This is a genomic window from Kitasatospora sp. NPDC088160 (genome assembly GCF_044741445.1).
In the GTDB taxonomy this organism is placed as follows: domain Bacteria; phylum Actinomycetota; class Actinomycetes; order Streptomycetales; family Streptomycetaceae; genus Kitasatospora.
The window spans coordinates 125,429-139,505 of record NZ_JBIUSS010000016.1; the positions used below are offsets into that span (position 1 = coordinate 125,429).

The window sequence follows — 14,077 nt, forward strand, 5'->3', positions numbered from 1 at the left end:
GATGACCGACACCATGGCGCCCGCGTGCCCGGCCCGCCGCACCCTCGGGTCGATCGCCGCCGCCGCTGCCCTCACCGCCGGACTGCTCGGCGCCTCCGTCGTCCAGGCCCCGCAGGCGCGGGCCGCCGCCTGCGACGGCACCACCGGCGTCACCGTCGTGGTCGACTTCACCGCCGTCGGCGGTGGCATCCAGACCGGCTGCGCACCCGGCGACCCGGCCAGCGGCCTGGCCGCGCTGACCGGCGCCGGGTTCGCGTACACCTTCCACCCGCGCTACCCGGGCTTCGTCTGCACCATCAACGCCCTGCCGACGACCTGCACCAACCCCACCGGCAGCGCCTACTGGTCGTACTGGCACGCCCAGCACGGCGGCCCCTGGTCGTACAGCAACCTCGGCGCGGGCAGCTACAACCCGGCGCCCGGCGACGTCGAGGGCTGGTCCTTCGGCGCCGGCGCCCAGCCGGGCGTCACCGCGCCCTGACCTCCGGAGACACCCCGCTGCCCCGGCCCCTCCGGAAGGGGGGCCGGGGCACCGGCGGTTCAGAGTTCAGACGGTGCGGGACGTTCGGCGCCGCCGGGCGAGCTGTTCGGTCAGCAGCTGTGCGAGCGGCCCCGCGCGCCGGGGTCGGTGCGCGGGGCCGCTGTGGGTCATCGGGTGGTTCAGCAGTGGGGCAGGCCGGGCACGTTGTGGAACATCGCCGCGCCGTCCACGTAGGGTGCGAACGTCCAGGAGGACCCCGAGGGGGTGACCACACCGTACTGGTACACCCACGTGGTGTGGTACCAGACGTCGCCGTCATTGCCGACGTTCCCGCCGGCCACCCAACAGTCCGCCCAGGCCGAGTCGCCCGGCGCGAGGGTGATGTTCTTGTACTTGCCGGACCCCGCGTCGGCGGCGGTGTAGACGCCCGCGGAGTGGCTGGTGCTCAGCCGGACCCACTGCGGGGAGGAGCCGATGTTGGACGGGTTCGGGTCGGCGGATGCCAGCGACGTCACGCCGACGACGGATGCCCCGGCCAGAGCGAGTGCGGCGAGCGCCTTGATCGAACGGGTCATGATGTGATTCCCCGATTCCTCCCGGCCCTCCTGTAGGGCTGGTCGGTGATGAGCAAACCGCACCTCGACCGCGCAGTCCAGGCTGCAAACCGGCCAGGTCCCGTTCCCCAGAAGTCCCCCAGGCGGACCGCGAGTTGGGGGACCGCCGGGTCGCGGAGAGGGTGGCCTGGGGCGCCGGCGTCGGGTGGTGCGGGCTCGGCCCGCCGGTGGGCCCGGTGGAGGCCGCTCCGTGCACCGGAGAGCTGACGGCAGGTCAGTTCGCCGCTTTCGTGGCTTGGCTCGTACCCGGCGTCCAGGACGGCCAGGGTCTCCGGATCAGTTGCCGTAGCGGAGCGAGACGGTGTCGCCGAGGTGGACGGTGGTGGCCCGGGTGGCGCCGGTGGCGGTGGTGCCGTCCAGGCTGACCTGCCAGGTGGAGGAGCCGCTGTTGGCCGTGCCGTTGATCGCGGTGACGGTGTCGCCGCCGGTGGACGGGGCGACCGAGGTGACGCAGCCGCTCGGGGCGGCGCCGGCGGCCGCGTCGAGGACGTCGCCGAGGGTCGCGGTGGTGCCGGTCGGGGTGAGGGTGGCGGCGCAGACCTTGAGCGCGCCGGTGCCGTCGTCGATGACCAGCGCGAGCTTGGCGGCGGTGCCGGGGACGAAGGCGGTGGCGGCGGCCCAGGCGGGCTCGCCGGTGGTGGTCGGGGTCGGCGGGGTGGCGGTGAAGCCGGCGCCGGCGACGGCGCGCAGGCCGTCGACGGAGGCGTAGGGGGAGGGGGTGGTGTCGGTGGGCAGGTACTTGAAGCCGCCGCCGGGCTTGAACTGCTGGGCGATCAGGAAGTCGACGGGGCTCTTGCCGGTGCCGCTGGTGAAGTCGGTGCCCTGGGGGTTGATGCCGCAGGCGTTGAGGCCGGAGACGGCCCAGCCGTTGGAGTCGGTGTTGACGCCGAACATGGCGTTGAAGGCGCCGGAGGCGGTGAGCTTGCCCTTGAGGAAGTTCTTGGCGGCGACGATCGCCGGGTCGGTGGCGGCGACGCCCCCGGTGCAGAGCGAGGCCATGGCGGCGCCGGTCATGTCGATGTCGCTGCCCTGGGCGAGGGCGTTCGGGTCGCCCGCGGCCTTGCTGAAGTTCCAGCCGCCATCGTTGTGCTGGTTGGCGCGCACCGCGGTGACGGAGGTGTCGAGCAGCGGCTGCGGGACGCGAGGGCTGCCGGCCTGGGTTTTGGCGCCCGCGAGGGCGAGGAGGCCGAAGACGGTGCCGTTGAAGTTGGCGGACGGGCCGTAGTAGCCGGGTTCGGCGGTCTGCCAGTAGGCGGCGAGGTCGGCGACGAGGTTGCGGCCCGGGCCGACCCGGGCGGGGTCGATGCCGGCGGCGTAGGCGTTGAGGATGCCGCGCTCGTAGTCCGTGACGACCGGCGAGGCGCTCGGCCAGCCGGGGGCGGCGAGCTGGCCGCGGTAGACCAGGCGGGCGTTCTTGGTGGGGTCGCCGCCGGGGGTGACGTCCGCGGCGGCCGTGCCGGCGGCCGCGAGTGCGCTGAACGCCCACTCGTTGGAGAGCCCGCCGCCGGTGACGTAGCTGCCGTCGGCGGCCTGGAGCGACTTCAGGTAGGTGACGCCGGTGCTCTTCGAGGTGGCTATCTGGGTCGGGCTGGCCGTCGCGTGGGCGGGGACGGCGGAGAGCAGGAGCGCGCCGGCCGTCAGGGCGACGGTGACGGCGGAGGCGGCGCGGGCAGGGGTGGTCCGCGAGGGGGCGAGGAGGGACACGGGACAGGCTCCTTGGGGTGGCGGGCGCCGACCCTGCCCCGGAGTTCCGGCGTCCGTTCGAGGGCGCGCGACGGCCGGAGCGGTCGCCGCCCGGATCGCGTGGGCCGGCTTTCGCCATGGTGCGTGGCCGGGCGGGCATCCGGGCTCGGGGCAGCACGATCGCCACCCCACACCGCTGCGCGTCAGCCCCGGATTCGCACCGGGTTCCCCCGCTCGGCCACCGCGGACGCTACCGCACGGCGCACCGGCCGACGAGGTGATGTGATCGACGTGACGGACCGTTGACTCCCGTTCGGCCGTCGTGGTCTGATGAACCGATTTTTTGCCCTCGGCATTCAGGGGAAGCCGGTCCAACTCCGGCGCTGACCCGCAACCGTGGACCCACCTGTGGTGGGTGAGCCGGAATGCCTGGACCGGGGGCCCTGTTCACAGAGCACTTGCGTCGTCGCGGACTACGACGCGGTCCGGACGGTCCCTGCCCAGGGGACCGTCGGCTGCGCCGTTGCGTCCCACGTCGACCGACCAGGGAGTCGTCGTGAGGGTCAGCAGCAGTCGCACACGTCACAGGAACCGGGACCTCGCCTCCTTGGTGGTCGCCGGTGCTGTCGCGGTCGCCGCCTGCGGAAGCGTCCTGTTCGGGCGCCCCGGCACCGCGGCCGCCGACCCGATCGAGCGGTGCACGGCGACGACGGGCGCGATCGTCGCCGTCGACTTCACGCACTGGGGCGGCGGTGTCGTCCGGGGCTGCGACGCCCACCCCACGACCGGGATGAACCTGCTGCACGCCGCCGGCTTCACCACCGCCGGAACCGAGCACGACGGACCCGCCTTCATCTGCCGACTCGGAACCGGGACCTTCAACAGCGGCACCCAGTACCCGACGCCGGCCGAGGAACCCTGCGTCAACACCCCGCAGGCCACCGCGTACTGGTCGTACTGGATCGCCGAACCCGGCCAACAGGCCTGGTCCTACAGCCGGTTCGGCGCCGGGACGCAGAAGCCCAAGCCCGGCGAGGTCGAGGCCTGGGTGTACGGCGGCACCGACATCGGCGGCACCAGCGGGGCACCGGGCTTCACGCCGGACTCCGTCCGGGCGAAGAGCGGTGGTTCGCCGGCTTCGCCGTCCGCCTCGCCGTCGCCCTCGGCGACCCTGACCCCGACTCCGACCTCGACCCCGACTCCGACCGGGCCGTCCGCCGCCGGTGACCCGGCGGCCGCCGCGGCCTGGCTGGCCCGCCAACTCGTCGGCGGCGACCACATGGAGAACTGGGCCGTCGAGGGGCCGGACTACCCCCGGACCGCCCTCACCGCCATCGCCCTCGCCGCCGCCGGCACGCAGGACCCGGCGCTGCGCAGGACGGTCGCCTTCCTCTCCGCTCACACCGACGCCTTCCTCCACCCCGACGGACCGGCCGGCCGGCCCGATGCGAGGGCCGCCGCACTGCTGGCCCTCGTCGCCGAGAGCACCGGTGGCGATCCCCGGGCCTTCGGCGGCCGGGACCTGATCGCCGCGCTCACCGGCCATGTCTGCACGGCGGCGGGGGAGAACGGCAAGTGCACCGCCGCCGGGGACTTCCTCGGCGCGGCCTCGCCCTGGGTTCAGTCCCTCGGCGTCATCGCCCTCCAGCGCGCCGGCGTCACGCCACCCGCCCCGGCGCTCGCCCGCTTCACGGCGCTCCAGTGCGCCGACGGCGGGGTGGCCGGATCGATGATCGTCGCTGGCGACCACTGCGAGTCCGACCCGCTCACCACCGGCCTCGCGGTCCTCGCCCTGCGTACGGCGCCCGGGTACGAGACGGCCGCGAGGAAGGCTTCGGACCAGCTCGCGGCCGGACAGCAGGCCGACGGATCCCTCCTCCCGTACCTCGGCGCCCCCGGCGACACCATCAGCACCGCGAGCGCGGCCCAGGCGTTCAAGGCCACCGGACAGGACACCCGCCGGGCCGCCGCCACGGCCTGGCTCGCCGCCCGGCAGGGCACGGACGGCGGCTTCGGCCCCGACGCGTCGACCACCGACCCGGACCCGGCGGCCACCGAGCAGGCGATCCTGGCCCTGACCGGCACCGACCTCACCAGCGTCCGACACAACCCGGACGCCACCACCCCGCCGACGACACCCGCCAGCACGCCGCCGACCTCGCCCGCGACCACGCCGCCTGCCGGGAGAGCCCCCGACGCCGCCAAGGGCAGCGCCTACCTCACCGACCCGTCCCGCCTGATCAACGGCCGCTACTACGAGGGCTTCCCGGCCTTCGCCGACTTCGGCCTCACCATCGACGGCGCCTACGCCCTCGCGGCCACCGGCACCGACGACGCCGCGCTGCGCAGGATCGTCGACTTCCTGGACCAGCCGGGCAAGGACGCCGGCGAGCGCACCGTCAACGACTGGACCGGCATCGGCACCGAGTACGCAGGCGGCGGCTCGATCGGAAAGGAGGCGCTGCTCGCCGAGGTGGTCGGCCGCAACCCGCGCGCCTTCGGCGGCCACGACCTGATCGCCGCCCTGGCCGCCCTCGTGTGTATCAAGGCCGACCAGAACACCGGCTGCGCGGCGCCCGGCAACTACACCTACGCGACCTCGGTGTTCTCCCAGGCGCTCGGCATCATGGCCCAGCTCCGGGCCGGGGACTCGACGAACGCGGCTCCCGCGATCGCCTACCTGAAGGGCCTCCAGCACCAGGACGGCTCGTGGCCGAGCCTGATCCCCGCCACCGGTGACTCCGACGTGGACAGCACGGCGATGGCCGTCATGGCCCTCGCCCTCGTGCCGGGCGACGAAGCCGCGCGGGCCGTCGACCAGGGCCTCGGCTGGCTCGCCGCGCGGCAGCTGCCCGACGGCGGCTTCCCGGGAGCGGCCGGCGACTCGACCAACTCGGCCGCGCTCGCCATCCAGGGCATGACACTGCGCCAGTCCACGTACGGCGCCCAGATCGCCAAGGCGCGCGACTTCCTGTCGGGCCAGCAGAACGGCGACGGCGGGTTCAACGTGGCCTCCGCCGGGCAGCCGGGATCGGACGTCCGCGCGTCCACGCAGGTGCTCGGCGGTGCCACCGGGATCTCGTTCGGCACGCTGTTCCGGGACCTCGGGGGAACGTCGACGCCGACGCCCACTCCGACTTCCACCGGGACGGCGACCCCGACGGCGACCCCGACGGGTTCGCCGACCAGCACCCCGACCGGCACGCCCACGGGCACACCGACCGGCACACCTACGAACATTCCCACGAACACGCCGGGCCCGATGGGCTTGCCCGCCACGGCTGGGCCCTCGGACACCGCCGCTCCCTCGACCGGCGACGGTTCGGCCACCTGGTCGGCCGGCGGCATCGACGCCCCGGCCGATGGCAGGGGCGCGCCCGCCGGTGGCGTGGCGGCGCAGACCGGCTCCGGCAGCCTGGCCGGGACCGGAACCCAGGCCCTGACGCTGACGGCGGGTGCGGGCGTGCTGACCGCGCTCGGCGCGGCGGCCGTCCTCGTCGCCCGGCGCCGCACCGCGGCCGCCCCGGGGCGTCACCGGTGAGCCGGGGACTCGGCGGTCGGCTCGGCCGGCTGTCCGGGGCGGCGGCCCTGACCTTCGCCCTCGCGTTCGGTGGCGTCGCCGTGGGCACCGCCCCGGCGTCCGCGGCGCCGCTGCCGATCGACCAGTGCACCACCGCCTCCGGCGTGGTGCTCGCCGTGGACTTCAGCAAGTGGGGCGGCCCGCTGCTGCGTTCCTGCGGGACCACCCCGACCACCGGCTTCACCCTGCTCAACCAGGGCGGCTGGAAGACCACCGGGACCGGCCACGACGGTCCGGCGTTCATCTGCCGGATCGGCTACAGCGGCTTCCAGGGCGGTAAGCAGTTCCCGGCCCCGGACCAGGAGAAGTGCGTCCTGACGCCCCCGGCCACGGCCTACTGGTCGTACTGGCACGCCGATCCGGGCCAGAACGAGTGGTCCTACAGCCAGCTCGGCGCGATGAGCTACCAGCCGAAGCCCGGCAGCGTCGACCTCTGGATCTTCGGTGGCACCAACGTCGAGGGCACCGAGGGGCGGCCGGGCTTCTCGCCGGACAGCGTTCGCGCCCACAACTCCAGCCCCGGCGGGCAGCCCGCCGACCCCGGTCAGGGCACCACGGGCGGCTCCGGCGATTCCAGCGTCTCCGGCGGCGGGTCGACGGGTGCCACGGGTACGACCGGCGGCAGCGGCAGCGGCACCGGTTCGAGCGACGGAACCGGCGGAACCGGCGGAACCGGCGGCACCGGCGGTACCGGAAACGCAAGCGGAACCGGCAGCACCGGCACCGCCGGTGGCACCGGATCGGGCCGGGCCCCGGCCCCCGCCAAGCCCCCGGCGGGCGGAGCCCGTCCGCCCGCGCCCGCCACTACCCCGGGGCCCGGCGCCGCCGCCACCCCCGAGGACGGCATCACTCCGCCCGGAGCGCCCGAGCCGACGCCCGTGCCCGCCACACCGGTGCCGGTCGAGCCGTCCACCGCGCCGCCGACGGACACCCCGAGCGATCAGCCGACCCCGCAGACGGTCGAGGCCGCGGCCGCGCCGACGTCGACCTCCGCCGTGCCCGGCGGCGTGGTGGACGCCAATCCGGTGGCCGACGCCCCGCACGACTCCGGGTCGATGGCCCCCGCCGTCATCGCGACCGCCCTCGTGGGGGCGCTGGGCGCGGCCACCGTGGTCGTCGCGCGACGGCGCCGCCGCCGGGCCGAGTGATCCGGTGACCATGCCCGACAAACCCGACGCCGGCCCCCCGAAGCCCACCCCGAAGCCGAAGCCCACCCCCGGACGGGACGCCGGGAGCCGGCGCAGCCCCCGGAACCTGCACCCGCTGGCCTGGTGGACCTGGGCGCTCGCCCTGGCGACGGCGGCCAGCCGCACCACCAACCCGCTGCTGCTCCTGCTCGTCCTCGCCGTGCTCGGCTACGTGGTCACCGCCCGCCGGACCGAGGCCCCGTGGGCGCGCGGGTTCACCTACTACCTGTGGCTGGCTCTGACCGTGGTGGCGATCCGGGTGGTGTTCCGGTGCGTCTTCGCCACCGGCATCACCCCGCACGACCACCTGCTCTTCTCGCTCCCGCACCTGCCCACCCCCGCCTGGTACGCGGGCATCCAGATCGGCGGGCCGGTCTCCCTGGAGGCGACCCTCTCCGCCGCCTTCGACGGGCTGCGCCTGGCCTGCCTGATCTGCTGCATCGGCGCCGCCAACACCCTCGCCAACCCCAAGCGCGCCCTGCGCGTCCTGCCCGGCGCCCTGTACGAGCTGGGCGTCGCCGTGACGGTGTCGCTCAGCGTCGCCCCGCAGCTGGTGCAGAGCGTCCAACGCGTCGCCCGGGCACGGCGGTTGCGCGCCGGGCAGCGGAAGGGAATCCGCGCGCTGCGCGGCATCGTCGTCCCGGTGCTGGAGGACGCGCTGGAGCGTTCGCTGCACCTGGCCGCCGCGATGGACTCGCGCGGCTACGGCCGCTCCGGCACCGCGACCCGCCGCTCCCGCCGCATCACCGGCGCCCTGATGCTGCTCGGCATGTGCGGCCTGTGCGCCGGGGTGTACGGGCTCCTGGACGGAACCGCCCCCGCTGCCCTGGGACTTCCCGCCTTCCTCGCGGGCGCCCTGCTCTGCGTGGCGGGGCTGGTCCTCGGCGGCCGGCGCGTACGGCGCACCACCTACCGGCCGGACCGCTGGCGGGCCGCCGAGTGGGGCGTCGCGGGCTGCGGGGTGACCGCCGCCGTCCTGCTGTTCGCCACCGTCGGCTACGCCGCCACCGATCTCAACCCCTCGCTCTACCCGCTCAGTTGGCCGAGCCTGCCGCTCGTCCCGGTGCTCGCCCTGCTGCTGGCCGGCGCCGCCGGGGTCATCGCGCCTCCGCCCGGGCGTACCCCGGAGCCCGGGCGTACCCCGGAGCCCGCCGCCGGGACCCGCCGCACCGGCGCCGACCGCACGACCCCCGAGGTGAGCACGTGATCCGATTCGACCAGGTCGGCGTGGTGTACGACGGCGAGACCGCCCCCGTCCTGCGCGACGTCGACCTGCACATCCCGGAGGGCGAGCTCTGCCTGGTGGTCGGCCGCACCGGCGTTGGCAAGTCGACCCTGCTCGGCGCCGTCAACGGCCTCGTGCCGCACTTCACCGGCGGCACCCTGCGCGGCCGGGTGACCGTGGACGGCCGGGACACCGCGCACCACCCCCCTCGCGAACTGGCCGACGTGGTCGGCGTGGTGGGGCAGGACCCGCTGGCCGGCTTCACCACCGACACGGTGGAGGAGGAACTGGCCTACGTCATGGAGCAGTTGGCCGTCCCGCCGGCGGTGATGCGCAAGCGCGTCGAGGAGACCCTCGACCTGCTCGGCCTCGCCGACCTGCGCCACCGCGCCCTGCACGAGCTCTCCGGCGGCCAGCAGCAGCGTGTCGCCATCGGCTCGGTGCTCACCGCGCACCCGCGCGTCCTGGTCCTGGACGAACCGACCTCGGCGCTCGACCCGACCGCCGCCGAGGAGGTGCTCGCGGCCATCACCCGTCTGGTCCACGACCTCGGCGTCACCGTCCTGCTCGCCGAACACCGCCTGGAGCGGGTCGTCCAGTACGCCGACCGCGTCGCCTACCTGCCCGGCGACGGCACGGTCGTGCACGGGCCGCCCGCCGAGGTCTTCCGGCGCACCGCGATCGCGCCGCCGGTCGTCGACCTCGGGCGGCTGGCCGGGTGGCGGCCGCTGCCGCTCTCCGTCCGGGACGCCCGGCGCGCCGCCGCCCCGCTGCGGGAGCGGCTGAACGACGTGCCCGTTCCTCCGCCGCGCCGGGCAGCGGTGGCGGGGGAACGGGTGCTGGACGCCCGAGGGGTGGTCGTCCGGTACGGGCAGGTGACCGCCGTCCGGGAGATCGGGCTGGGTCTGCGGGCCGGCGAGGTCACGGCGCTGATGGGGCGCAACGGCTCGGGCAAGTCCTCGCTCCTGTGGGCCCTCCAGGGCTCAGGCCCGCGACAGGGTGGCAGCGTGCAGGTCCTCGGAGCCGACAGCGGGCCGGCCATGGACCCCAAGCGGCTCTCCGCGGCCAGGGCCCGACAGCTCGTCGGGCTCGTCCCGCAGACCCCGACCGACCTGCTGTACCTGGAGACGGTCGCCCAGGAACTCGCCCAGAGCGACCTGGAGGCCCACCGCGCAGCCGGCCCGACCGTCGCCGGCCCGACCACAGCCGGCCCGACCGCGAGGCAGATCCTCGACCGGCTCGCCCCCGGGATCCCCGACGGCACCCACCCCCGGGACCTCTCCGAGGGCCAGAAGCTGGCCCTGGTCCTGGCGATCCAACTGGCCGCCGCGCCACGGGTGGTGCTGCTGGACGAACCCACCCGAGGGCTCGACTACCACGGGAAGGAAGCGCTCACCGGCATCGTGGACGCCCTCGCCGCCGAAGGCCGCACGGTCGTCGTCTCCACCCACGACGTCGAGTTCGTCGCCGCCGCCGCCGACCGGGTGGTGGTGATGGCCGAGGGCGAGATCGTCGCCGACGGCCCCACCGCCGAGGTCATCGTCGCCTCGCCCACCTTCGCCCCCCAGACCGCCAAGATCCTCGCCCCGCTGCCCTACCTGACCACCCGACAGGTCGCCGCCGCCCTCGCGCCCGCGCAGGCCGCCCGGTGAGTGCCGTCCGGATCCCCGGCCGGGCCCGCGTCGTCGCGGCCCTGGCCGCCTTCATCGGCCTGGTCGCCTTCACCTGGCCGTTCGTCGTCGCCCCCGGAAAGTTCGGCTCCTCCTACGCCCCGCCGCTGATCTTCGGCGCCCTGCTGGTCCTGGTGCTCGCCGTCGTCATCGCGGAGATCGCGGCCGGCGGCATCGACGCCAAGGCCCTCGCCATGCTCGGCGTCCTGTCGGCCGTCAACGCCGGGCTGCGCCCGCTCGGCGCCGGCACCGCCGGAGTGGAGACGGTCTTCTTCGTCCTCGTCCTGGCCGGCCGGGTCTTCGGCCCGGGCTTCGGCTTCACCCTCGGCTGCACCTCGCTGTTCGCCTCCGCGCTGCTCACCGGCGGCGTCGGCCCCTGGATGCCGTACCAGATGTTCGGCTGCGCGTTCGTCGGCATGCTCGCCGGGCTCCTGCCGAGAACCCGGCGGCGGCGCTGGGAGGTCCCGATGCTGGCCGCGTACGGGGCGTTCTCCGGGTACCTCTTCGGCTTCCTCCTCAACCTCTCCTTCTGGCCGTTCTCCACCGACCCGAACAGTTCCATCGCCTACCTGCCGGGGCTGCCCTTCACCGAGCAGTGGCACCGCTACCTGCTCTTCGACCTCGCCACCTCGCTCGGCTGGGACACCGGCCGTGCCGTCACCACCTTCACCGCCGTGCTCGTCGTCGGCCCGGCCGTCCTCACCGTCTTCCGCCGCGCGGCCCGCCGCGCCAACTTCGAGCCCATGGTGCGCTTCGAGGCCCCGGACGGTCGACGAGTCACCGCGAACGACACCGCGAACGGCTCCGCCATCGGCTCCGCGAGCGGCGAGGGAGTCTCACCATGCGGACGGCTTCCGTGAATTCCGCGTCGGCCCCGGCGGTTTGCCCCTAAGCTGGCGACGCAGCTGGTTCGTCCTGCCCGCCAGGCAGGACGTCGCAAGAGGGAACCCGGTGGGAATCCGGGACTGCCCCGCAGCGGTGAGTGGGAACGACCGCCGTCATACGCACTGGACCCGGGACGGGTCTGGGAAGCGATGGCCAGTAGGTACCGGACGCCAACAGGCCCGGTGCGCCCACGAGTCCGAAGACCTGCCCGTTGCCCGCCCGCGGACCGTTCCGCGTGCGGATATCCCGGTGACCTCGTGGGCGGGTCGGCGACCATACCAGGCGGGTCCGGCACGCGCATCGACGTGAGCCGCCGCCCGGTTCGTCATCCCTTCGCGCTCTCGTCCCGTCCCCGGGTACTTGAGGAGCCAGACTCGCGAAGGAGAGTCCCTTGACCACGAAGTCCGCAGCCGCGGCAACCAGGGCCACCGTGTACGGCTACCCCCGGCAGGGCCAGGGCCGGGAGCTGAAGAAGGCCATCGAGGGCTACTGGAAGGGCACGGTCACCGCCGACGCCCTGCGGGAGACGGCGGTCGGCCTGCGCCGGGAGAACTGGGCGCAGCTCGCCCAGGCCGGGGCCTCGGAAGTGCCCACCGGCGACTTCTCGCTCTACGACCACGTACTGGACACCACGGTCGCCGTCGGCGCGATCCCGGCCCGCCACCGGGCGGCCGTCGAGGCGGACGCGCTGGACGGCTACTTCGCCATGGCGCGCGGCACCCAGGAGGTCGCGCCGCTGGAGATGACCAAGTGGTTCGACACCAACTACCACTACCTGGTGCCCGAACTCGGCCCGGACACCGTCTTCACCGCGAACCCGGCCAAGGCCGTCGGGGAGTTTCGGGAGGCGCTGGCGCTCGGCCACACCGCACGCCCCGTGCTGGTCGGCCCCCTCACCTACCTGCTGCTCGCCAAGCCCGCCCCCGGTGTCGCCGAGGACTTCCAGCCGATCACCCTGCTGGACCGGCTGCTGCCCGTCTACGCGCAGCTGCTGGCGGACCTGAAGGCGGCCGGCGCCGAGTGGGTGCAGCTGGACGAGCCCGCGCTGGTGCAGGACCGCACCCCGGCCGAGCTGAACGCCGCCGCCCGCGCCTACCGTGAGCTGGGCGGCCTTGCGGACCGTCCGAAGCTGCTGGTCGCGAGCTACTTCGACCGCCTGGGTGAGGCCCTGCCGGTGCTGGCCAAGGCCCCGGTCGAGGGCCTGGCGCTGGACTTCACGGGGCCCGCCGCGGCGAACCTGGACGATCTGGCCGCCGTCGGCGGGCTGCCCGGCAAGCGGCTGGTCGCCGGGGTGGTCGACGGGCGCAACATCTGGATCAACGACCTGGAGAAGTCGCTGGCCACCCTGGCGACCCTGCTGGGCCTCGCCGAGCGGGTCGACGTCGCGCCGTCCTGCTCCCTCCTGCACGTGCCGTTGGACGCCGCCGCCGAACGCGACGTCGACCCGCAGATCCTGCGCTGGCTCGCCTTCGCCAAGCAGAAGGCCAGGGAGGTGGCGCTGCTGGCCCGGGGCCTGCGCGAGGGCACGGGGGCGATCGCCGCCGACCTGGCCGCCAACCGCGCCGACCTCGCCTCGCGCGCCAACTCGCCGATCACCCACGACCCGGCGGTGCGCGCCCGTACCGCCGCCGTCACCGCCGACGACGCCCGCCGCGCCCAGGCCTACCCGCAGCGGGCCGAGGCCCAGCGCGCCCGGCTCGGCCTGCCACTGCTGCCGACCACCACCATCGGCTCGTTCCCGCAGACCTCCGAACTGCGGGTCGCGCGGGCCGATCTCACGGCGGGCCGGATCGACGCCCCGGCCTACCGCGAGCGCATCGAGGCGGAGGTCCGGGAGGTCATCGCCTTCCAGGAGAAGGCCGGACTGGACGTCCTGGTGCACGGCGAGCCCGAGCGCAACGACATGGTCCAGTACTTCGCCGAACAGCTCACCGGCTACCTCGCCACCCGGCACGGCTGGGTGCAGTCCTACGGCACCCGGTACGTGCGCCCGCCGGTCCTGGCCGGGGACATCTCCCGCCCGCACCCGATGACCGTCGACTGGTTCGGCTACGCGCAGGGCCTGACCGACCGCCCGGTCAAGGGCATGCTCACCGGCCCCGTCACGATGCTCGCCTGGTCCTTCGTCCGCGACGACCAGCCGCTCGGCGACACCGCCCGCCAGGTCGCCCTCGCCCTGCGCGACGAGGTCACCGACCTGGAGGCCGCCGGCGCGGCCGTCGTCCAGGTCGACGAGCCGGCCCTGCGCGAGACCCTGCCGCTGCGCGCCGCCGACCGCCCGGCGTACCTGGCGTGGGCGACCGAGTCCTTCCGCCTCGCCACCTCCGGGGTGCGGGCCGACACCCAGGTCCACACCCACATGTGCTACGCCGAGTTCGGCGCGATCATGACGGCGATCGACGAACTCGACGCGGACGTCATCTCGCTGGAGGCCACCCGCTCGCACATGGAGGTCGCCGGCGAACTCGCCGGGGCCGGCTACCCGCGCGAGGTCGGCCCGGGCGTCTGGGACATCCACTCCCCGCGCGTCCCGAGCACCGACGAGGCCATCGCCCTGCTGCGCGCGGGCCTCGCGGCCATCCCCGCCGAGCGGCTCTGGGTCAACCCCGACTGCGGCCTGAAGACCCGCGGCTGGACGGAGACCCGCGCCTCGCTCGACAGCCTCGTCGGCGCCGCCCGCCACCTGCGCGCGGAGCTCGCCGGCTGACCCCCCGGTGACGCGACCCGGCCGGGCCCCGCACGCCGTGCGGCG

The 14,077-nt window shown here is 74.8% G+C and carries 9 protein-coding genes and 3 riboswitches; of the genes, 7 read left to right on the plus strand and 2 right to left on the minus strand.

What is annotated here, in order from left to right:
- Position 1: 1 nt before the first annotated feature.
- Entirely contained in the window at positions 2–481 is a 480-nt protein-coding gene (locus ACIOGZ_RS24885) for a flagellar hook-length control protein FliK (protein WP_363583486.1), read from the plus strand.
- Positions 482–660: 179 nt separating this feature from the next.
- Here ACIOGZ_RS24885 and ACIOGZ_RS24890 read toward each other — a convergent pair whose 3' ends face one another.
- On the minus strand, positions 661–1,056 hold the full coding sequence (locus ACIOGZ_RS24890; RefSeq protein ID WP_363630068.1) for a hypothetical protein: 396 nt from the start codon (positions 1,054–1,056) through the stop codon (positions 661–663).
- A 315-nt stretch (positions 1,057–1,371) separates the two neighbouring features.
- The gene (locus ACIOGZ_RS24895; RefSeq protein ID WP_400987338.1) at positions 1,372–2,799 is read right to left on the minus strand and encodes a hypothetical protein; all 1,428 of its coding nucleotides are present in this window, start codon (positions 2,797–2,799) and stop codon (positions 1,372–1,374) included.
- A gap of 133 nt (positions 2,800–2,932) precedes the next feature.
- Positions 2,933–3,009: riboswitch (cobalamin riboswitch) on the minus strand.
- A gap of 77 nt (positions 3,010–3,086) precedes the next feature.
- Positions 3,087–3,230: riboswitch (cobalamin riboswitch) on the plus strand.
- A gap of 104 nt (positions 3,231–3,334) precedes the next feature.
- On the opposite strand from ACIOGZ_RS24895, the gene ACIOGZ_RS24900 reads away from it, so the two are divergent.
- The 6 genes from ACIOGZ_RS24900 to metE all read left to right on the plus strand — a co-directional run bounded on the left by ACIOGZ_RS24900 (position 3,335) and on the right by metE (position 14,032).
- Complete coding sequence (locus tag ACIOGZ_RS24900; protein WP_400987340.1) at positions 3,335–6,319, plus strand: prenyltransferase/squalene oxidase repeat-containing protein; 2,985 nt, start codon at positions 3,335–3,337, stop codon at positions 6,317–6,319.
- Positions 6,316–7,506 carry a hypothetical protein gene (locus tag ACIOGZ_RS24905; protein WP_363583494.1) on the plus strand — a complete coding sequence of 397 codons (1,191 nt, stop codon included), beginning with the start codon at positions 6,316–6,318 and terminating at the stop codon, positions 7,504–7,506. Before ACIOGZ_RS24900 ends, ACIOGZ_RS24905 begins: the two co-directional genes overlap by 4 nt.
- A 10-nt stretch (positions 7,507–7,516) precedes the next feature.
- Entirely contained in the window at positions 7,517–8,752 is a 1,236-nt protein-coding gene (locus tag ACIOGZ_RS24910; RefSeq protein WP_363583496.1) for a CbiQ family ECF transporter T component, read from the plus strand.
- Complete coding sequence (locus tag ACIOGZ_RS24915) at positions 8,749–10,422, plus strand: ATP-binding cassette domain-containing protein (RefSeq protein WP_363583498.1); 1,674 nt, start codon at positions 8,749–8,751, stop codon at positions 10,420–10,422. The genes ACIOGZ_RS24910 and ACIOGZ_RS24915 overlap by 4 nt, the downstream gene beginning before the upstream one ends.
- Entirely contained in the window at positions 10,419–11,300 is an 882-nt protein-coding gene (locus ACIOGZ_RS24920; RefSeq protein ID WP_363583500.1) for an ECF transporter S component, read from the plus strand. Before ACIOGZ_RS24915 ends, ACIOGZ_RS24920 begins: the two co-directional genes overlap by 4 nt.
- 29 nt (positions 11,301–11,329) lie before the next feature.
- Positions 11,330–11,552, plus strand: a riboswitch (cobalamin riboswitch).
- A gap of 164 nt (positions 11,553–11,716) precedes the next feature.
- Positions 11,717–14,032, plus strand: coding sequence for a 5-methyltetrahydropteroyltriglutamate--homocysteine S-methyltransferase (metE, locus tag ACIOGZ_RS24925; protein WP_363583502.1), 2,316 nt, complete (start codon positions 11,717–11,719; stop codon positions 14,030–14,032).
- Positions 14,033–14,077: the final 45 nt, after the last annotated feature.

Excerpts from the sequence above, each read along its gene's own strand:
- ACIOGZ_RS24885 (WP_363583486.1), top strand. The coding sequence starts at position 2 with ATGACCGACACCATGGCGCCCGCGTGCCCGGCCCGCCGCACCCTCGGG.
- ACIOGZ_RS24890 (WP_363630068.1), bottom strand. The coding sequence starts at position 1,056 with ATGACCCGTTCGATCAAGGCGCTCGCCGCACTCGCTCTGGCCGGGGCA.
- ACIOGZ_RS24910 (WP_363583496.1), top strand. The coding sequence starts at position 7,517 with ATGCCCGACAAACCCGACGCCGGCCCCCCGAAGCCCACCCCGAAGCCG.